The sequence below is a fragment of the Aureisphaera sp. genome (assembly GCF_059726885.1).
The window spans coordinates 3,308,248-3,327,304 of record NZ_AP041051.1 but is presented as its reverse complement, the minus strand read 5'-3'; the positions used below and the strand labels follow the sequence as shown (position 1 = coordinate 3,327,304).

At 39.4% G+C, this 19,057-nt stretch carries 20 protein-coding genes; 11 read left to right on the top strand and 9 right to left on the bottom strand.

The genetic code is table 11. From position 1 onward, the window contains the following. Window positions 1-74: 74 nt before the first annotated feature. From AC6JAD_RS15005 to AC6JAD_RS14985, 5 genes are all read left to right on the top strand, one after another. A complete protein-coding gene (locus AC6JAD_RS15005) occupies window positions 75-440 on the top strand; it encodes a DUF2200 domain-containing protein (RefSeq protein ID WP_461303166.1) in 366 nt (121 codons plus the stop codon). A gap of 52 nt (window positions 441-492) precedes the next feature. After that, complete coding sequence (locus AC6JAD_RS15000; RefSeq protein WP_461303165.1) at window positions 493-933, top strand: hypothetical protein; 441 nt, start codon at window positions 493-495, stop codon at window positions 931-933. 50 nt (window positions 934-983) lie between these two features. Beyond that, window positions 984-1,733, top strand: a complete 750-nt coding sequence (locus tag AC6JAD_RS14995; RefSeq protein WP_461303164.1) for a class I SAM-dependent methyltransferase — start codon at window positions 984-986, stop codon at window positions 1,731-1,733. 135 nt (window positions 1,734-1,868) lie between these two features. Beyond that, window positions 1,869-2,270 carry a helix-turn-helix domain-containing protein gene (locus AC6JAD_RS14990; protein ID WP_461303163.1) on the top strand — a complete coding sequence of 134 codons (402 nt, stop codon included), beginning with the start codon at window positions 1,869-1,871 and terminating at the stop codon, window positions 2,268-2,270. Between the two features lie 31 nt (window positions 2,271-2,301). Continuing rightward, window positions 2,302-2,697: a VOC family protein gene (locus AC6JAD_RS14985; protein WP_461303162.1), complete on the top strand. Its 396-nt coding sequence runs from the start codon at window positions 2,302-2,304 to the stop codon at window positions 2,695-2,697. A 51-nt stretch (window positions 2,698-2,748) separates the two neighbouring features. Here the strand turns inward: AC6JAD_RS14985 and AC6JAD_RS14980 are convergent, their stop codons facing one another. Together AC6JAD_RS14980 and AC6JAD_RS14975 are read right to left on the bottom strand one after the other, a co-directional pair. Continuing rightward, window positions 2,749-3,339, bottom strand: coding sequence for a hypothetical protein (locus AC6JAD_RS14980; protein ID WP_461303161.1), 591 nt, complete (start codon window positions 3,337-3,339; stop codon window positions 2,749-2,751). Beyond that, window positions 3,336-3,842, bottom strand: a complete 507-nt coding sequence (locus AC6JAD_RS14975) for an RNA polymerase sigma factor (RefSeq protein WP_461303160.1) — start codon at window positions 3,840-3,842, stop codon at window positions 3,336-3,338. Before AC6JAD_RS14975 ends, AC6JAD_RS14980 begins: the two co-directional genes overlap by 4 nt. Before the next feature lie 186 nt (window positions 3,843-4,028). Between AC6JAD_RS14975 and AC6JAD_RS14970 the strand changes: the two genes are divergently transcribed. Beyond that, complete coding sequence (locus AC6JAD_RS14970; protein ID WP_461303159.1) at window positions 4,029-5,255, top strand: amidohydrolase family protein; 1,227 nt, start codon at window positions 4,029-4,031, stop codon at window positions 5,253-5,255. A 92-nt stretch (window positions 5,256-5,347) separates the two neighbouring features. Here the strand turns inward: AC6JAD_RS14970 and AC6JAD_RS14965 are convergent, their stop codons facing one another. Further along, entirely contained in the window at window positions 5,348-6,901 is a 1,554-nt protein-coding gene (locus tag AC6JAD_RS14965) for a thiol-activated cytolysin family protein (RefSeq protein ID WP_461303158.1), read from the bottom strand. Window positions 6,902-7,071: 170 nt separating this feature from the next. Between AC6JAD_RS14965 and AC6JAD_RS14960 the strand changes: the two genes are divergently transcribed. Then, a complete protein-coding gene (locus AC6JAD_RS14960; protein ID WP_461303157.1) occupies window positions 7,072-7,479 on the top strand; it encodes a thiol-disulfide oxidoreductase DCC family protein in 408 nt (135 codons plus the stop codon). A 5-nt stretch (window positions 7,480-7,484) separates the two neighbouring features. On the opposite strand, the gene AC6JAD_RS14955 is transcribed toward AC6JAD_RS14960, so the two are convergent. Genes AC6JAD_RS14955 through gshB form a run of 3 tightly spaced genes read right to left on the bottom strand, consistent with a single transcriptional unit; the run spans window position 7,485 to window position 10,523 of the window. Continuing rightward, complete coding sequence (locus tag AC6JAD_RS14955) at window positions 7,485-8,648, bottom strand: peptidase MATCAP family protein (protein ID WP_461303156.1); 1,164 nt, start codon at window positions 8,646-8,648, stop codon at window positions 7,485-7,487. 1 nt (window position 8,649) lies between these two features. Continuing rightward, complete coding sequence (locus AC6JAD_RS14950) at window positions 8,650-9,480, bottom strand: N-formylglutamate amidohydrolase (protein WP_461303155.1); 831 nt, start codon at window positions 9,478-9,480, stop codon at window positions 8,650-8,652. A 14-nt stretch (window positions 9,481-9,494) separates the two neighbouring features. Continuing rightward, complete coding sequence (gshB, locus tag AC6JAD_RS14945; protein WP_461303154.1) at window positions 9,495-10,523, bottom strand: glutathione synthase; 1,029 nt, start codon at window positions 10,521-10,523, stop codon at window positions 9,495-9,497. Between the two features lie 242 nt (window positions 10,524-10,765). Between gshB and AC6JAD_RS14940 the strand changes: the two genes are divergently transcribed. Beyond that, a complete protein-coding gene (locus tag AC6JAD_RS14940; protein ID WP_461303153.1) occupies window positions 10,766-11,578 on the top strand; it encodes a mechanosensitive ion channel family protein in 813 nt (270 codons plus the stop codon). A 54-nt stretch (window positions 11,579-11,632) separates the two neighbouring features. On the opposite strand, the gene AC6JAD_RS14935 is transcribed toward AC6JAD_RS14940, so the two are convergent. After that, entirely contained in the window at window positions 11,633-12,958 is a 1,326-nt protein-coding gene (locus AC6JAD_RS14935) for a dicarboxylate/amino acid:cation symporter (protein ID WP_461303152.1), read from the bottom strand. A 10-nt stretch (window positions 12,959-12,968) separates the two neighbouring features. Next, window positions 12,969-14,033, bottom strand: coding sequence for a chorismate synthase (gene aroC, locus AC6JAD_RS14930; protein WP_461303151.1), 1,065 nt, complete (start codon window positions 14,031-14,033; stop codon window positions 12,969-12,971). Between the two features lie 170 nt (window positions 14,034-14,203). Between aroC and AC6JAD_RS14925 the strand changes: the two genes are divergently transcribed. Beyond that, window positions 14,204-15,037: a UDP-2,3-diacylglucosamine diphosphatase gene (locus tag AC6JAD_RS14925; RefSeq protein ID WP_461303150.1), complete on the top strand. Its 834-nt coding sequence runs from the start codon at window positions 14,204-14,206 to the stop codon at window positions 15,035-15,037. On the opposite strand, the gene AC6JAD_RS14920 is transcribed toward AC6JAD_RS14925, so the two are convergent. Next, window positions 15,034-17,940, bottom strand: a complete 2,907-nt coding sequence (locus AC6JAD_RS14920) for an FAD-binding and (Fe-S)-binding domain-containing protein (protein ID WP_497865662.1) — start codon at window positions 17,938-17,940, stop codon at window positions 15,034-15,036. The two genes, AC6JAD_RS14925 and AC6JAD_RS14920, sit on opposite strands and share 4 nt — an antisense overlap. Window positions 17,941-18,055: 115 nt before the next feature. Here AC6JAD_RS14920 and AC6JAD_RS14915 point away from each other — a divergent pair, with 115 nt between their 5' ends. After that, complete coding sequence (locus AC6JAD_RS14915) at window positions 18,056-18,544, top strand: hypothetical protein (RefSeq protein ID WP_461303148.1); 489 nt, start codon at window positions 18,056-18,058, stop codon at window positions 18,542-18,544. A gap of 150 nt (window positions 18,545-18,694) precedes the next feature. Further along, window positions 18,695-19,057: a hypothetical protein gene (locus AC6JAD_RS14910; RefSeq protein ID WP_461303147.1), complete on the top strand. Its 363-nt coding sequence runs from the start codon at window positions 18,695-18,697 to the stop codon at window positions 19,055-19,057.

The window sequence follows — 19,057 nt, the reverse complement described above, 5'->3', positions numbered from 1 at the left end:
TAAAACCCTAATGGTAACACAGTGAGGACTCTAAAAAAATATGATCGAACACTATAAGGAAACATAAAAATACGATGACAACAACACCAGAACATGATGCCCGGGTTGCAAAAATTATATTCGCCTCCGTATATCCTCATTACGTGAGTAAGGTGGAAAAGAAAGGTAGGACAAAAGAAGAACTGCACCAGGTAATAGAATGGTTAACGGGTTTTGACGAGAAAAAACTACAAAAACTCATTGACGAAAAAGTGACTATTGAGACTTTCTTTGCGAAAGCTACATTGAATCCAAATGCACCTCTAATTAAAGGGGTCATATGCGGCTATAGGATAGAAGATATTGAAACCCCTTTAACAAGGGAGGCAAGATACATGGACAAGCTAGTGGACGAATTAGCAAAAGGCCGAAAGATGGAAAAGATTTTACGACAGGCTTAAGGATCAATAGTGTGTCTTGCAGTGTGAAGTGGCCATAACCTAAATAGAAAAAATGATACATCGAGTAGAATTTTCCATTGATATTGAAGCCGAAAACACTACCATTTGGGAAGCCCTATGGAATGACAATTCCTATCGAGATTGGTCGGGAGTTTTCTTTGAAGGTTCCTATGCCGTCGCTCAAGACTGGAATGAAGGCAGTATTGTTCATTTTCTTGCACCCGATAAAAGTGGGATCTACAGTATCATTGAAGAGCATATTCCAAATAAAAAAATTGAGTTTAGGCATATCGGAAATGTAGTTGGCGGAAAAGAGCAGCCGGTTGATGATGAAACTAAGAAATGGTCTGGGGCAAAAGAAACGTACACACTCATAGACGGTAAGGGCACCACTACCCTTTTGGTAGAAATTGATATTATGGAGGAACATCTGGAATTTATGACCAACACATTTCCAAAAGCACTTGAGAAGGTGAAAAACAATTGCAACTAGTAGGGTATTGAAAGGAAAACGGTTATAGATAATCTACAAACCTAAAATCAATGAAAGCAACTTACAATGAAATTGGAATCAATTATTCCTCCACTAGACGCACGGACAATAGAATAGCAGAACAAATTCATTCGAAACTAAAGAGGGGCAAACGAATACTGAATATTGGCGCGGGAACTGGATCCTACGAACCTGAAAATATGGAATTGATTGCAGTAGAGCCTTCTGAAGAAATGATCTCTCAACGAAAACAAGGCTCGCATAAAGCGGTGCAAGCATTTGCTGAGGAGCTGCCATTTAAAGATCAAAGCTTTACTCATGCCATGACTATTCTTTCCATGCACCATTGGGAGAATAAGGCATTAGCATTCAAGGAAATAAAAAGAACTGTTTCGGACCTATTTGTAGCCGTCACTTGGAATCCAAATTCAGAACCATTTTGGCTCACACGCGACTATTTTCCAGAAATTTACAAAATGGATCAAGGTATTTTTCCTTCACTCGATGAACTATCCAATCACTTTGAAAACCTTGAAGTTTCGCCATTACTTATTCCAGAAGATTGCCAAGATGGATTTTTAGCCGCTTTCTGGAAAAGACCGGAAGCTTACCTAAATGCACAGGTGAGACAGTCCATATCCACCTTTGCCAAGTTAGAGGACTATTCACTTGGATTAAAACAATTGAAAAATGACCTAGAAAACGGCACATGGGAAGAAAGAAACCAAGATATCTTACATTACAAAACGTTAGATGCAGGGTACGTTATAGTTACGGCAACGCTTAAAAGCCATAAATAGCGTATGTTCAATTTTCACTTTTTAACTACCTTTAATGAAAACATGTGAAAGTGCAACGATACGCACTTTCTAGGTGTATTGTAATGACAAGTATATGTTACTACCGTATGCCCATACAAGTCTAGGATTTGGACAATGACTCAATACGAAAAAGCACTTAACAAAACCCGTCAAATTGTTTATTCAAACGAAGGACAAATTAATACTGTAATTGAAATTCGAAACTATATCCAAAATAATTATGATATGGATTTAAGTTTGGACGTACTGTCCCATGTCCAACCGGTTTCCAAATACCATTTGTTGCGTCTTTTCAAAAAATACTACGGCATGACGCCAAGACAATATTTGATCGACATACGAATCGATAAATCTAAGGGGCATCTAAGAAATGGAATGTCGGTCACTGAATCCTGTTTTGCTGTTGGATTTGAAAGCTTAGGTTCTTTCAGTACGTTATTTAAAACAAAAACAGGAAAATCCCCTAGGCAATTTCAAAAAGAGCAACTTTCAAGAAGCAAAATAGATTCAGAGTAGTGAAATTTGGGTTTCCATAAACTAAACAAAGATGAAAGTAACACTGATTAGTATTCCCGTTCGAGATCAAGAAAAGGCGTTAAAATTTTATACTGAGAAATTAGGTTTCCTAAAAAAGAAGGACCTACCATTGGGAGGTGGCAATAGATGGCTTACTTTAGTTTCGGCCGAGTGGCAGGATGGGCCAGAATTATTATTGGAACCCGCACCCAATCATTTTGAACCTTCCAAAGTATTTCAAGATGCCTTAATGGAGGCTGGATATCCTTATACACAGTTTGATGTTGATAATGTTGATAGCGAATATGAAAGGCTTATAGAACTAGGGGTCGAATTTAGTGTAAAGCCTACGAAAATGGGAACCGTTAAATTTGCGGTTTTAAACGATACCTGTGGAAATAACATTCAATTAGTGGAGCAATTATAAAAATACTATTTCAAACAACCACCGTCGCTTCTTATCATGCATTTACTAGTATTAATGCATTAATTCGTTTATCAATTCACCAACCCGTTTAATTCTTGGATCGATTTCCTTTTTTACCCTTTTCTTATTTAAAAAGTATCCATATACTCCCATACCGATAGCCATGACATAAGCTATGATTATTATATAACGTTTTGCCGGAAGGTGCCAAAAACCACTCAAAAAGAGAAGTAATATGGGGTAAACCGGCAACACAACCCAGTACACTGATGTGCGTAGCAATCGTTTTTGGGCTTCGAGATACTTCTTGGTCTTTTTAAGGTATTTCAGGTAACTTTCTTCCAGGTCATTTGGTTTAAGCCTTTTTATACACAGCAATTGAACCAATATATTCATCAAAAAAACAATAAGTAATATAGACGCAATTTTTGAAGTGGTAAAAGGAATCCAAAACGCAATGAAAGTAAACGCTAGTATGCCTATGATTACGGAAATCACCTCTATAAGTTCTAGATACTTCCACCACCTATGTAACCGCTCTAGACTCGATTGCAATTCTATCATCAATTTTGACTTGTCAAATTTTATACGTTCCTGATTACTGGACGATTGCCAAATTTTAATCAATTCATCTTCTATCATATCTTTTCTTTTATGCAGTTCAACAATTTTACCTTAATTCGCTTTATCTTAACAGCAATGTGATTCTCAGACAGTCCTAGGATACTTGAAATCTCCCGATAGACCAATCCTTCTAAGTAAAGCGCTACAATGGCCTTATCCCCATCATTCAGTTTTTTAATACAGTTTCTAAGTGCATGCAGTTTTTCATCTTCCCCATCCTTATGCTCTTCTGCGCCAGCATGCGCAATCATAATATGATCTAAGCGAATGAGACGGCTTTGATGCTTAGTACAATTAGATTTGAAACGAAGGCACACATTCAGCGCAATCCTAAACATCCAGGTGCCAATTGCAGAATTGCCCTTGAATGCACTCATGGACTTCCACACATGAACCAAAACCTCTTGAAAAAGATCTTTGGCTCCTTCCTCGTCTTCAGAATAAATCGTGCAAATTCTAAATAGTTGTTCTCGATGTTGTGCTAGGGCACTAAGAAATATGGGTTCCACTTCTTTTTTCATTGTTAAGGCATCTCTCTACTACTTTAGTTACCGGAATGTTCAAAATATGACAATTATTAGTATAATTTTTGCAAAAACACCTGCCGTCACCGTCGAATCATTTAGTACCTTACCTAACCCATGTATTTATCTTTTAATTAATCGTGGCCAAGCATCGATCAAAACAATTAGTAATTAGGATTAGATATGAAGCATTTTTTTAAAATAATAGTACTGGTCTTAATGGGTATGTCCTCATGTAAGAGTGATGAGAATCGATCCATCCTATTAAAAGAACCAACAATAATCAATGTGCACAATGGGCAATTAACGACCCAATCCATTGTGATTGAAAATGGTTTTATAAGGGAAATTGGGGATTTCGACATGCTTGTCAAAAAAAACTTAGCAACGATCATAGATTGTGAAGGGAAATATATTATCCCGGGTATGTTCGATATGCACATGCATATAGCGGAAGAAGAAAATATGATTTTGGAGCTCGATAGATTGGTACAACACGGAATAACTGGAATTCGCGATATGGGCGGTATTGCAGATTCTATAGCACATGCTAAACATTTGATTCAAAATGGGAATCTTCAAGGACCCGATATTTATTTCGCAGGGTTTACATTAGATGGCCCACAAACCAATGATCCCTTTCATTTTAAAGTGTATGATACGACAAATATTAAAGCCCTAGTTGCCGATTTAGAAAAAACGGGAGTCGATTTTTTAAAAGTCCACAATTACTTTCCAAACCACAAACTTGTTGAACTGAAACAAGCTGGTAACGAATTGGGGTTGAAAATCACTGGGCATATTCCAGTGGGTGTAGGACTTACGGAACTGGATTCGGTCGGAATTAAATGTGTTGAACATATAAACTCTTTAATTAGTAGTATTGTATTGAAGGAATCTAACGGCGTTAATAATCTTGAAGATGCATTTACTGCGTTAGATTCAACATATATCTCCAATTTATCCACGTATTTCAAAAAAAATGATATTGCCATAACACCTACATTGTACGCCATGGATGACATGTATTCCAATTTGGAAAACGAATCGTCTAAGGCCATGGGACTTCGCTTGATGGCCCTTTTCCATGAAATCCTACGATGGATGAGTCAAAACGATGTAATGATACTGGCAGGAACTGACAGAGGACCTATTACAGAAGCCAATATAGATGAATTACAAGATGAATTAGCCATACTGGTTACTTCGGGTATGTCACCATTGGAAGCATTGCAATGTGCCACTATAAACCCAGCAAAGTTTCTTGAAATTGAGACCGCGTATGGCACAGTGGAAGTAAACAAAAAGGCGAATCTCGTAGTCTTAAACAGTAATCCCTTGAAGGACATATCCAACACAAAAGACATCCATTTTGTTTTAAAAAATGGTGAATTATTCAAAGAGTCCTAAGAGCTGAACTACATAAACGACAGCCAGTGCCAAGCTGTTGAATCACAACTTAAACACTGACTGCGCTACAAACATTATTAAGTGAATTTTAGTTAGTTACAGCTTACTTGATCAATTTCGGATGCCCCTCCGAAAATATCACCACCAGTAAAGCGATAGCACCTTTCGGAATAATTATAGCCTATGGTATAGTCGTCTATAAAGTTCCAGCCGCCAGCACCATATTGATATTCAAATTCAACCTCCACATCATGTGCTCCATTAGGAGGCGTTCTACTTACTACATCTCCTTGATCCAGTTCATAATAAGAAGAGTAATAAATAAACTCGGAATTCTGTCCACGGTACTTAAACCTAAAACGTGTATCGTGAAAGGAGTCGTTCTCTACCGTAACCTCATCATGATTAAATCCGTAACTACCACATTCTTCGACTCTATAATCTGTAGTATATCCCATTTTGGCTAAAGAGTTGTCCTTTAGATAACGAATACTATAGGCTATTGGCACCCCTGGATTATCCCGACTGTATACCGCATTGTCACCAGTAATGATATAGTTAAGCCCACCAGGCCCATCATCAATATTAGCGGCGTCTACCGCGCTACTAGCCACTTCGGCATTACCTCCTATCGTAATGATATTGATGGTTGAGGTTTGTAGTACTTCATCATATTCTGAATTTACTTCGCCAGTACCATTATTTAATCCACTACTATATTCCAAAACCACATCCAGATCTATAGAAGAGTCCATATTTGTACTTTCCATACGAACCATGATGATACGCCCATAAGATACAGAAGCCACATACGCCGGTGGATTAGTGGCGGTCATAATGGCTTGTACTTGGCTTAATGATACATCTGGGCCAAATACAGCAGCTGGGGATGAAGGCGTATCCATGGTTACTGTATAAAACACTTGTTTAAATACCATTGAGGCCACGCGACGTTCCGTATTGGATTCGTATTCGAATTGAGACGCGATGGCTCCTGTAGCCCACTCTGCGTTAAGGCCAATATCTAGGCTTAATTGAGTGGACGAATATGAGGTCGCGGCTTGATAAGAGGAGTTGGCTGCGTTTACATAGCCCTCTTCATAGGCATTGTCGTTCCACCATTCCAGAGCCTCGTCCAGTCCAGCTTGCACATCGGAATTCCTTGCAGGATCATCTATGGTAATATTACCATTGGTTCCTATACCCGGCAAATCTAGACGCAAGGTAGCAGGAGAGCGATTTACGGCGAAAGGATCGGGTGCACCATCTAACATACCTTGATTTCCGACTACAAGAGCACCAGGATATACGATACCACCGGTAGGACGAAGTATGGCCACGTCATCAAAATTGGATTCCAAAGTATAATCGGCTACGTTACATTCCAGGACCGTACCTTGATTAGGGGATGAAGTGGTTACGTCTTCAAAGGTTACCGTACGTTCGCTGGAAAGTCCTCCTGTATCCTGAACATTCAACATGACATCAGGACTGTATACTAGATTCAGTATATATTCAGAAATACTGGAGGCTTCGGGGTTTTCACCGCCTCCATCATCTTCGGTACTACAAGAAGTAAAAAAGACAATAGAACAGGCGCTCAGAATTAGCACTGCTCGTTTTAAAAAAGGGTTTGAAGTGTTCATATTTTATCTATTTGTGATTCAACACCCCAAAAGTATGTGTAGCCCTAGTTATAGCCTAAAATAGGGCATGGACAAAGTATGGACAAGAATGAAAAGACCTGTTTTATTTCAAAAAGGGCTTATACGGAATGAAGGAATTACTTCGTATTTTTGTAAAAGAAGATTTTTGATTGTCAGAAGCCAATTCACATATTATAATTCTATTTGACGGAGTATGTAACCTTTGCAATTCGTCCGTCACTTTTGTCATTAAACGGGACAAAAAAAACCGGTTCAAATTTGCTGCGTTGCAAAGTGAGGAAGGAAAGAAATTGATCGCAACTCATGGTATTGATACCCATAAGGTGGATTCTATTATTTTAATTGAAAATGGCAAGGCCTACACCAAGTCTACGGCAGCATTAAGGGTTGCCAAATATTTGGGTGGAGCCTATCCTTTGGCTATGGTCTTTCTCATCATTCCTGCTTTTATAAGAAATGTAGTGTATGATTGGGTAGCACGCAACCGATATAAATGGTATGGTAAAAAGGAAAGTTGTATGATCCCAACACCGGAATTGAGATCGAAGTTTCTATAAGGTGCTTATTTCAAATTCTGAAGAATGAATTCTAAGGTCTTGTTCGAATTTTCGTTTTTGTCGAAGGCGAAGTTTTTGTAAGTGATGGGTTCTGCAATTCCTTCTTTTTGCCAATCCTTAACCATCTCGATCTGTTCTATGGCTACTTTTCCACTAAGAAGGGCATCTAGGTTTTTATTGGTCTGATAGTAATTATACACTTTCTTCAGTCCCGTTAAATACAGATAATCCTTTGTGAAGCCCCCGCCCCTGTGGGCTCGTAAGGTAATATTATAGGCCTCTTCCCTATTCAATTTGTATTGATTGTGCAATAGATCGAAGGTGTCACAAAAGTTTCCACCTTTACGAAGGCTATCTATAGCAAGTACCCGGTAGGAAAGTTCCTTTAAGCGGTACAAGGTGAGACATCCGCTCATATATTCGCTAAAAACGGCCAATCCTTCTTGGGTTTCTACATTTTTAGGGAAGCCATTCTTAAAAATCTTAAGAGGCTGTTCCATTCCATTATAGGTGGTAACCAAATGCACCCCAATTTCGTGATTGGCGAGTACCTTTAATTGATTGGCACTGAAACGGTGGTTCTTTTTAAGCAAAAGGGTTTGCGTATTGTTCTGTACCATTGCAGCAGCAGAAATCTTGGTAGAAAACTTCAGCTTTAATGGAAAACTGTAGCGCTTGGTAAACTCTTCAAAATATTGCGAAGCTTCATTTGCATTAAAAACCGGAAACATTTCCTGATCGTAGGCTTCATCTTCAAAATGCAGAATGAAACGTGCGTTCTCCACATCTTTTTCAGTAGGGGTTCCGAAAGATTTAAGGGAATTATAATAGAACTTGGAACCCTGTCCAATGGTGTCTATACATTCAATAAGACCTGAATAATCATAGATGACGTCTCTATAGAAATTACGGGTTCCTTCCTCTTCGATACTCTCAATATCCTGTGAAAATAGTTCTTGTTGCAACTTATACGCATCAAAGTCTATCTTTTTATAATGAAAAGTAGGATTCACATTATATTTAGAAGCAAAGAAGCTGCGCTTTTCATGCTCAATATTAATGGGATTAATATAATTGAGAAGCTCTATTTTCTTCACCAATCGATCCAGGTTGGAGTCGATTTTAAATAAGTTTGGATAGGTTTCTACGATGGTTTCCGGATACGTCATACTACATGTTATGGACAGCATAAAAGGCATCTGCATGCTCTTTTAACTTTACCCTAAGTTGCTGCTCTATAGCGGCAACTACTTCAGGATAAATAACCTGTCCGATCTCGTCACAATATATTTTTTTGAATTCAGTAGCCAAAACTAAGGTATTTTTAAAGCTTTTGGTAATATATTTCAAAAAATAGCCATTTCCCTGAAAGGTATCATTGATCTTGGAAGTAGCTTCAATGGCATGTGGCAGTTGTAATTCTGACAAAGAATGACGCCATGATTCAATTTCTTTCTCAAAACGGTCCCTGTCTACATTCATGGTTCCCAAATTGATCACTGGCACTTCCCTATCCCAACGTCTCCAGTTATAACTGTGCATATCGTACACCACACAGACACCAAATTTCTCTTCCAATTTGTCAATTAGTGCATGAACCACACTATAAAAAGCATGGTGCTTGGCAAGGCTATGCTCTTTCTGTACTTGCGGCAGCGGTTGTTTCCAAAGTTTCTTGCCCCACGCATCTTCATAGATAGCGTTATCAGGATCCCTGTTAAGATCGTATTCGAAACGGCTATCACATCCCGCAATCACTATGGGATGGCTTTTTACAAATTCTTTAGTACAAGGGTCTTCTTCGAACCATCTATCATATTCCGTATGTAGGCAATTGTCCCATAGTTCCCTTCTAAAATGATGCCCATCATGTACTGCACCGCAGGCGTAGTGTACGTAGTCATCTATTTTGATAGTAAAGGAATAATCGCTGGATACCGCTTCGAAGGTTTCTTCGTCCTTAATTTTCTGAATAATCTCTGAAATGGAAAGTCTCTGCATATATTTCTGCGGAATTAAGCATCGCTCACATGCTTGCGTAATTTTTGTCTTCTTTCGAAGGCAATAACACGTTCTTGAACTTTGTCTTCAATAAAATCGATAATCTTTTCCTGAACCCTGGATTTATAGACCTTGTTAATGTAGGTGATGCCACCTGGTGACATTACATTTACCTCTACAAGTTTACCGTTAATTACATCGATTCCCACAAAATATAGTCCATCTTTCACCAATTTAGGCCCTATTCTTCGACATAGCTCTTTTTCAACCTTGGTAAGGGAATGTTTTTCAACACGTCCACCAGCCGTAACATTAGAACGGTGGTCTTCCTCCCCTGGAACCCTGCGCATTGCACCAATGGGTTGTCCATTTAACAATAATATCCGTACATCGCCCATTTCGGCACCTTCAATATAATCTTGAAGAATTACATAGTTAGAGGTTCCGTCTTTATTGGTAATATAGAAATCCAACAAAGAATTGATACTCTTCATGGCCCGTTTTTCTATTAGAATAACCCCAGAGCCCCCAAAACCATTCAATGGTTTCAATATCATTTTTTCAGGGCCTTCCTTAATGATCTTCTTTAGGTATTCTTTGTTCTTGGTTACATGTGTTCTCGGTATAATTTCATTATTTTCATCTTCGAAAACAGCTGTGTAGAGTTTGTTGTTGGCGCGTCTGATGCCATCTAAGTCATTCATGATGAACACATCATCTTTCACGCTATCCAAGAAATTGAGCATGATCATATCCAGTGGTGGATTGCTTCTTAGGATAATGACATCGAATCCCGCAAGTGGAAGCATCTCATCATAAAACTGGGCTTTCCCATGAAATGATTTAAGGTTGTTAGATACTTTCTCCGCTCGCTTTAGGCACCGACAAAAAGCATACGCCACACTGTCCCTAATCGTAAGGTTTGCAGGTGTGGTAATTGCAATGCCGTGCCCTCTTTTGGCAAACTCCTGTATTAAGGCTAATGTAGAGTCATTTTCGGCATCCATTTCCTCCCATGGATACATTATAAAACATACATTCATAGATTGGTTCTTTAGAAAATTAAATATAGCAAATAAGATAAAACGGTAATGGCTTTTTTCTAATTTTCTATTGATTATGCAAGGACCTTCTTATCCCTTTTCATTACTTCGGCTCACCTTTGTCGGTCAAAGGCAAACGGTTTTCGATCAGGGGCTACATTTCTGGCCAAAAAAACTAACTTTCAGTAAATGTGGGCGTTTCTTTTTGCTAATTTTGATCGACTCTTAAAAACATACTCTCTATGGACTTAGAAAAATGGATTGACAAACTAATAGAATTTGGTTCCGAATACGGACTTAAGGTAATAGGAGCCATTGCGATATGGATCATTGGATCCTGGATTATTAAAAGGATCATGAAGGTTATTGGCCTTGCCATGGGCAAACGAAATTACGATGAAAGCCTCCAGCGATTCCTAAAGAATTTGTTGGGATGGCTACTTAAAGTATTGCTCATTCTTGCCATATTAGGCAATCTGGGCGTTGAAACCACTTCTTTTGCCGCAGTGCTAGCTGCAGCTGGATTGGCGATTGGTATGGCTTTACAAGGCTCCTTGGCTAATTTTGCTGGAGGTGTGCTTATTATGATTTTTAAACCATTCCAGATTGGGGATCTTATTGAGGCGCAAGGAGAACTAGGAAATGTAAAGGAGATTGATATTTTCACCACGAAAGTTGTTACTCCACAGAATAAATTGGTGATCATTCCTAATGGAGCATTATCTAACGGAAACATTACAAATTACAGTGCCGAAGGCATTCTGAAAGTATTCCATACCATCGGTGTTTCTTATGATGCAGACATTAAACAAACCAAGGAGGTTTTAATGGATGTTTTAACCTCTCAGGAAAAAGTATTGAAAGACCCTGCCCCGATGGTTGAAGTATCCGCACTAGGGGAAAGCTCGGTAGACTTTGCCGTACGCCCTGCTGTAAAAACAGAACACTATTGGGATGTATACTTCGATACCTTGGAAAAAGCAAAAATCGCATTAGATGCTGCCGGAATAGAAATTCCTTATCCGCACAGTGTGGAAATTCAGCGAGAAGGATAATCTTCCAGAATATAATTATAACAAAAAACCGCTCTTATGAGCGGTTTTGTTTTTTTATTTTACTTCATCATAATGGTCGTCCCATTCCTTGACTTTTGGTTTACCCAATTTTCCTGTCGATTTTGCCACCAACATAGAAACAGTTGCATCACCCGTAACATTTACTACGGTTCTGCACATATCCAATGGCCTGTCTACTGCGAAAATAAGGGCTAAACCAATGGCTAGCTTATCGGCTGGGAAACCAATGGATTCCAAGACAATCACCAACATTACCATTCCAGCACCCGGTACAGCAGCAGAACCAATAGAAGCCAAAAGGGCTGTAAGTACTATGGTTAATTGACCCGTAAATGTTAGATCAAACCCTAAGGCCTGCGAAATAAAAACAGCTGCCACTCCTTGATACAAACTGGTACCATCCATATTTATCGTAGCACCCACAGGAAGAACGAAACTTGAGACTTCCTTGTCCACACCAATATGCTCTTCTACCCTTTCCATAGTCACTGGTAAAGTAGCTGCACTGGAACTTGTGGAAAATGCTAACAACTGCGCAGGACTGATTTCCTTTAGGAACCAAAATGGGTTCTTTTTAACAATAGTTCCTACCAGTACCAGATAGAATGCGATCATCACCAATAATCCGCCCACAACTACCAAGGCATATTTAAGTAAGGCAACCAATAAATCCGGATCTCCCGATGAAACGACGACATTTGCCAATAATGCAAATACGGCGTAAGGTGCTATAAGCATGATTAGATCTACCATTTTAAGTACCACCTCGTTCACCGAGTCAAAGAAATCCTTCAAAGGTTTTGCTTTCTTTTCTCCAATCAGAAGCATAGAGATAGCAAAAAGAATGGTAAAAAATATGACTTGAAGCATCAATCCATTATTTGAAAACGCATTGAATGCATTATCCGGAACCATATCTACCAAAAATTGAAGTGGGCCACTATCCTTTTGCCTTCCAGCTTCTGCAATTTTCGATTGTACCCCGCTGTCACTAGCGTATGTCTCAGTAAGCTTGGCCACTGTTTCTTCGGAAACACCATTACCAGGTTCGAATGCATTTACCAATAACAAACCAATAGTAATGGCTACTACCGTAGTTCCGATATATATTGCGATGGTCCTAAGACCAATATTCCTGAATTTGGATATATCCTTTAAATCGGAAATCCCCTTAATAAGTGAAGCCAAAATAAGTGGAATGGCAATGAGTTTCAGCAACTTCACAAAGATGGTCCCAAAGGGATTTATCCAGTCCGAAACAAATCCAGGGCCCCAATCTTGGCCGGTCATGGCATACCCAAAGAGTATACCCAGTACCATACCGATAAGGATTTGCCAATGCAGTGCGAGTTTTTTCATATGTGTTGTTTTATACTTTCGAAATTCTATTCAATAACCAAAAATCGGCTAGTACCAATGCCGCCATAGCCTCTACAATAGGAACCGCCCGCGGTACTACACAGGGGTCATGACGACCCTTTCCTTGCATCTCTACCCTATTTCCTTCTTTATCTATGGTTTCTTGCGATTGCATAATCGTTGCCACAGGCTTAAAAGCCACGGTAAAGTAAATATCTTCTCCATTACTTATTCCTCCTTGTATTCCGCCACTAAAATTAGTCTGCGTACTTCCATCTTCATTGAACAAATCATTGTGTTCACTGCCCTTTAGTCGGGTGCCTGCAAAACCACTTCCATATTCAAACCCTTTTACAGCGTTTATGGATAGCATGGCTTTTCCCAATTCAGCATGCAGCTTATCGAATACGGGTTCTCCCAGCCCCACAGGCACATTTTGAATGACACAGGTAATCTGTCCGCCTACAGTATCCCCTTGCTTGCGGATATCCCTGATATAAGCTTCCATTTTTGAGGCCATTTCAACATCCGCCGTACGTACAGGGTTTCTTTCAATTTCAGCAAAATCCAATTGTGAATATGGCGTGTCTAACATTAATTCGCCCACGCCAGATACATAGGCTATAATGGATATGTTTTTAAGCAATTGTTTTGCAATAGCACCAGCCGCTACCCTACTCGCAGTTTCACGGGCAGAGGATCGTCCGCCACCACGATAATCACGTATACCGTATTTCTGATCATAGGTATAATCGGCATGCGAAGGCCTATAGGTTTCTTTAATGTGGGAATAATCCTTGGATTTTTGATTAGTGTTTTCAATTACAAAACCAATGGGTGTGCCCGTTGTTTTGCCTTCAAAAATCCCTGAGAGAAATTTTACAGAATCGGGTTCCTTACGTTGGGTTACTATTGAAGACTGACCGGGTTTACGCCGCTGCATTTCATTTTCTATCGCTTCGAAATCTAAGGTCAATCCAGCTGGGCATCCATCTATAATGCCACCCAATGCTTCTCCATGTGATTCACCGAAAGTCGTTAATTTAAATAAGGTTCCGAAGGAATTACCCGCCATACTATGCTTTTCAACAAATGTAAATGTATCTGAGGAATAAAAAAACAGCCCAACCATAATATTTAGAAAACATACGGGTCTCAGGTCTAACATTTTCATGAAAAACCCATAACCTTCTCATAAACTGCATCCTTGCCATTTTTAGGTTATTTGTATTATAAATCTGAGGGTTGAAGAGAAAACTAGAAATCGTTGTGTTGTCCGATATCCATCTTGGGACCTATGGCTGTCATGCAAGGGAAGTACTACAGTATCTCAATTCAGTAAGGCCGGAAAAATTAGTCCTGAACGGTGATATATTCGATATATGGCAATTCCGTAAACGATATTTCCCGAAATCTCACTTATTGGTGATCAAGAAAATCTTTGCATTGGCCGCAAAGGGCACCAAAGTATATTATATAACCGGAAATCACGATGAGAAGCTACGCAGGTTCAGCGATACCAAGATGGGTAACATCTATATTCTCGACAAACTTGTCCTGAATTTGGATGGTAAAAAAGCATGGTTCTTTCATGGTGATGTGTTCGACGCTTCCATTCAACACACCAAATGGATAGCTAAACTTGGAGGTTGGGGCTATGATTTGCTTATTCTATTAAATAGGGTCATTAATGTAGTTTTGGTCAAAATGGGTAAGGAAAAGTATTCACTTTCCAAAAAAATCAAAAACAGTGTTAAGGGCGCCATTAAGTTCATCAGTGATTTCGAAGACACCGCTACCGAACTGGCCATTGAGAATAATTTCGACTATGTAGTATGCGGGCATATTCATCAACCAACGATACGAAAGGTGCAGACCGAAAAAGGTAATTGTATCTATTTAAATAGCGGTGATTGGATAGAGAATCTCACTGCTCTGGAATACAATAATGAATCTTGGAAATTATACCAACATGGAACGCCCCGTCCTGTTATAAATTCTATTACTAATGATATGGATGATGAGGAAACCCTACCTGAAATGCTTTCTGCATTTATAACCGCGAATGATCTTGTTTAGAGTAGCGCTTGGCGCAATACTGTTGCTGGGTGTAGCGAATTTCTACTTGTACCATCCTTAATTTGATGCCTACAACTAGTACCATTGGCAACAATAATGGTTTCATTGGAAGCTTTTCTTACAGCAGGGAAAAGACGTAACTCCCCCATTTTCATACTTATATCGTAATGTTCCTTTTCATAGCCAAAACTACCGGCCATTCCACAACAACCTGCTGCTATAAGGGTAGGTCTGTAATTCTTCGGGATATTGAGCACATCGAATGTCACCTTTTGATTGCTCAATGCTTTTTGATGACAATGTACGTGTATCTTCAAGTCTCTGGAGTCCCTTGTAAACTGATCGGAGGTGATAACTCCTTTTTGGTACTCTGATGCGATAAACTCTTCCATCAAAAAAGTATTCTTTGCTATATTATTGGCGGCTTCAGCATCGTTCGCCAACCTCGGAAACTCATCCCTAAACCCCAGAATGGCAGAGGGCTCTATTCCAATCAAGGGACTGGAAGCAGATACTTTCCCTTTTAAATTAAAAATTGCCCTGTTTACCTCCTTTTTTGCTTCGTCTAAGAACCCCTTACTTACCAAAGCCCTTGCACTATCCAAATCGTGAATTGGTACAACATCATACCCTAAGCCTTTCAACAATTCGAATGCATCGATCGCAATTTCGGACTCTAAATAATTACTAAACTCATCTATAAAAAGAAAAATTTTTTTTCCTTTAATATCTTGGTTTTTAAATATTTGAATATGTTTACTAAAATTAATTGTTGAGATTAATGGCAAAGATCGTTTAACTGAAACGCCTGTATACTTTTTGATCATTCCGGCGATGATAGGAGCATTAAACAGGGCATTAGAAATCCCTGGGAATTTTGAAGCCAATTTATTGTAGTATGTGCTTTTTCCAAAGAAGTGGTCCGAACGTTTCCTTCCGTTTGTTTTAGCGTATTGGTATTGGAATTCAGATTTTACCACGGCCATATCCACGTTACTAGGACACTCACTGGCACAGGATTTACAACTAATGCATAAATCTAATACCTCTTTTAACCCTTCATCATCAAACTTGTTCTCTTTTTCTGAAGTATTTAAAACCTCCCGTAACCTATTGGCACGTGCGCGTGTGGTATCTTTTTCGTTACGTGTGGCGTGGTAGCTTGGGCACATGACGCCGTTAGACTTCTCTGTTTTTCTACAATCCCCGCTCCCATTGCATTTCTCAACCAACCGAATAACACCTTGGGAATCGGAAAAATCCAAAAGGGTATTAATTTCGGGTGTGGGTCTTTCGGTAGTCGTCCTAAGGGAAGCATCCATAGGCCAAGCATCGGTAATCTTACCGGGATTAAATATATTGTGAGGGTCAAACGCGTTCTTAATTTTTTTTAAAAGTTGGAAGTTGTTCTTACCAATCTGCATTTCCAAAAACTCCGCCCGAACAATACCATCTCCATGTTCCCCAGAAAAGGAACCCTTGTATTTTTTGGTCAGTCTTGCCACATCCGTCGTAATCTTCCTAAATAAACCGACCCCTTCTTCTGTTTTAAGGTTTAGTATTGGACGTAGATGTAATTCCCCAGCTCCAGCATGCGCATAGTACACCGCCTGTTGTCCATGGTTTTTCATGATTTCGGTGAATTCCGATATGTAGTCCGTTAAATCATGTAAAGCTACTGCAGTATCCTCTATGCAAGCAACGGCCTTCTTATCCCCTACCATATTGCCCAATAATCCCAGGCCGGCTTTACGAAGCTCCATAGCCATATCTATTTCAGCACCCTTTAATATGGGCATGACATAACTATTCCCAGAACTTGAAAGGGATTCTAGTAGCATAGATATCTTATGTTCTAACTCATCCTCATTGGTTGCCCTCACTTCAAGCATTAAAAGGGCTTTGGGGTTTCCTGAAATAAAGAAACGGTAGGGATCGTACTTTTTGTTGTTTCTAGTACAGTTCAAAATAACGTCATCCATCATTTCGCAAGTATACAGCTGATGCTTCATGGCTACTTGCACATCGTTCAGGCAATTTTCTAATGTTTCGTACTGCGTTACCACCATTGCATTTAGAGCGGGTGGTAAATCGTCCAGTTGCAAGGTAATTTCCGTTGTAAATGCCAGGGTACCTTCGCTTCCAGCGAGTAACTCGCAAAGGTTAACTTTATCATTTTTCCCACCAAAAAGTTCAGATTTAAGTAAGGAATCAATGGCGTAACCTGTGTTTCGCCTGTGTATTTCGGGCTTTGGGAATTCCCTAACGATCTCCTCTTGTACCTCCTCCCTAACCAATTCATCATGAATTGCTTTATAAATATGGCCTTCCAAAGAATCTTCACTGGCCTTTGATTTAAAGGCTTCGGATGGCATTGACCCGAAAGTGACTTCTTCTCCATTAGACAGCACCACTGTCATACTTTGTACCTTATCACGGGTAACGCCATACTGTATTGAGGTAGTCCCACTACTATTGTTACCAACCATTCCTCCTATCATACATCTATTGCTTGTAGAAGTATTGGGACCAAAAAATAACCCCATAGGTTGTAAATAGGCATTCAACTCATCCCTAATCACACCTGGTTGAACCCTAACCGTTTTTGCGTTTTCGTTTACCTCAAGGATTTTCGTGAAGTATTTGGATACATCTACAATAATACCTTCCCCTACACACTGCCCCGCCAGTGAAGTCCCCGCGGTTCGTGGCACCAAGGAAGTATTGTGGTCTTTGGCAAATGCCACAAGCAATTGAATGTCCTGATTGGTTTTTGGGAAAGCCACAGCGGTTGGGGTTTTACGATACACCGAGGCATCTGTAGCATATATGGAAGTGTGCAAGGCATCCCAATAAAGGTCTCCTTCCATGTTTTTTTGAAGCTGTTCTAAAGCTATTTGCATCTTAAGGTAAAGTTAAGCAGTCGGGTTACTTTGCACAAATTCATGTTAATTTTTATTTCATAAAGGTCTATATAAGAAAATGAATTAATTTCGTTTTATAACAAAACCTTTCATTATGAAGCAACTTTTTTTCATTTCAATTTTTACTTTAGCTTGTATAACAACAGCACAAGCGCAACGGATATCCGATAATGCCATTGGACTTCGATTGGGTGATAGCGACGGTTTCGGAACGGAAATAAGCTATCAGAGAGCCCTTGGCGAGAACAATCGTCTGGAGTTGGATCTTGGTTGGCGATCGGGCGATAATTATGATGCCTTTCGCCTTACTGGATTGTACCAATGGGTATTTAACCTAGACGGAAACTTTAACTGGTATGTAGGTGCCGGTGGTGGAATTGCCAATGTTAGTGTAGATAATGTTCCTGATGGAACCGATGACAGTGAAACCTATTTTTATGCTGCTGGAGACATTGGAATTGAATATGACTTTGATATCCCCTTAATCTTGTCCTTAGATTTTAGACCAGAATTTGGTTTTGGCGATTTATTGGATGATGATGTGGATTTCGATATTGCATTTGGTATACGCTATCAGTTCTAGATAGTATTAATTTTTTAAAATCAATGCCCCCACTATTGGGGGCATTTTTTATTGTATTCCCCACTTAAAAAAAGGGGTTTTCCCCCTTTTCTAGGACGCTTTAGGTTGTTACCTTAGCAATCAATCACATTGATAAACAATATATTACAAATGAAAACTCCAAGATACCTTAAGATTATCTGCGTTTTTTTATCCATTATGGTACTGTCGTCCTGCTATTCAGTAAGAATGAAAGTAACCAATGGACCGGGACCAGAATTAGATGATTCTGGCGAAGACGATGAGGACAATGAAGATCCAGCCAGGGGTCAGCTTTTTCGAAAAATAGACACTATTGTTACTGTGAAAGGCACTACTGATGAAAACCCAGTGAACATTAGTGAATGTGAGGAAGGAGCACTTCACACAGTTGAAGTTAGAAACACTATGGGAGGCTTGCTCCTTTATCTAGTGACTTTGGGCCGAAAACGAAAGCTAAAGGTGTCATATGTATGTGTTAAAGAACAAAACTAA

Excerpts from the sequence above, each read along its gene's own strand:
- AC6JAD_RS15005 (WP_461303166.1), top strand. The coding sequence starts at position 75 with ATGACAACAACACCAGAACATGATGCCCGGGTTGCAAAAATTATATTC.
- AC6JAD_RS15000 (WP_461303165.1), top strand. The coding sequence starts at position 493 with ATGATACATCGAGTAGAATTTTCCATTGATATTGAAGCCGAAAACACT.
- AC6JAD_RS14995 (WP_461303164.1), top strand. The coding sequence starts at position 984 with ATGAAAGCAACTTACAATGAAATTGGAATCAATTATTCCTCCACTAGA.
- AC6JAD_RS14990 (WP_461303163.1), top strand. The coding sequence starts at position 1,869 with ATGACTCAATACGAAAAAGCACTTAACAAAACCCGTCAAATTGTTTAT.
- AC6JAD_RS14985 (WP_461303162.1), top strand. The coding sequence starts at position 2,302 with ATGAAAGTAACACTGATTAGTATTCCCGTTCGAGATCAAGAAAAGGCG.
- AC6JAD_RS14980 (WP_461303161.1), bottom strand. The coding sequence starts at position 3,339 with ATGATAGAAGATGAATTGATTAAAATTTGGCAATCGTCCAGTAATCAG.
- AC6JAD_RS14975 (WP_461303160.1), bottom strand. The coding sequence starts at position 3,842 with ATGAAAAAAGAAGTGGAACCCATATTTCTTAGTGCCCTAGCACAACAT.
- AC6JAD_RS14970 (WP_461303159.1), top strand. The coding sequence starts at position 4,029 with ATGAAGCATTTTTTTAAAATAATAGTACTGGTCTTAATGGGTATGTCC.
- AC6JAD_RS14965 (WP_461303158.1), bottom strand. The coding sequence starts at position 6,901 with ATGAACACTTCAAACCCTTTTTTAAAACGAGCAGTGCTAATTCTGAGC.
- AC6JAD_RS14955 (WP_461303156.1), bottom strand. The coding sequence starts at position 8,648 with ATGACGTATCCGGAAACCATCGTAGAAACCTATCCAAACTTATTTAAA.
- AC6JAD_RS14950 (WP_461303155.1), bottom strand. The coding sequence starts at position 9,480 with ATGCAGAGACTTTCCATTTCAGAGATTATTCAGAAAATTAAGGACGAA.
- gshB (WP_461303154.1), bottom strand. The coding sequence starts at position 10,523 with ATGAATGTATGTTTTATAATGTATCCATGGGAGGAAATGGATGCCGAA.
- AC6JAD_RS14940 (WP_461303153.1), top strand. The coding sequence starts at position 10,766 with ATGGACTTAGAAAAATGGATTGACAAACTAATAGAATTTGGTTCCGAA.
- AC6JAD_RS14935 (WP_461303152.1), bottom strand. The coding sequence starts at position 12,958 with ATGAAAAAACTCGCACTGCATTGGCAAATCCTTATCGGTATGGTACTG.
- aroC (WP_461303151.1), bottom strand. The coding sequence starts at position 14,033 with ATGGCGGGTAATTCCTTCGGAACCTTATTTAAATTAACGACTTTCGGT.
- AC6JAD_RS14920 (WP_497865662.1), bottom strand. The coding sequence starts at position 17,940 with ATGCAAATAGCTTTAGAACAGCTTCAAAAAAACATGGAAGGAGACCTT.
- AC6JAD_RS14915 (WP_461303148.1), top strand. The coding sequence starts at position 18,056 with ATGAAGCAACTTTTTTTCATTTCAATTTTTACTTTAGCTTGTATAACA.
- AC6JAD_RS14910 (WP_461303147.1), top strand. The coding sequence starts at position 18,695 with ATGAAAACTCCAAGATACCTTAAGATTATCTGCGTTTTTTTATCCATT.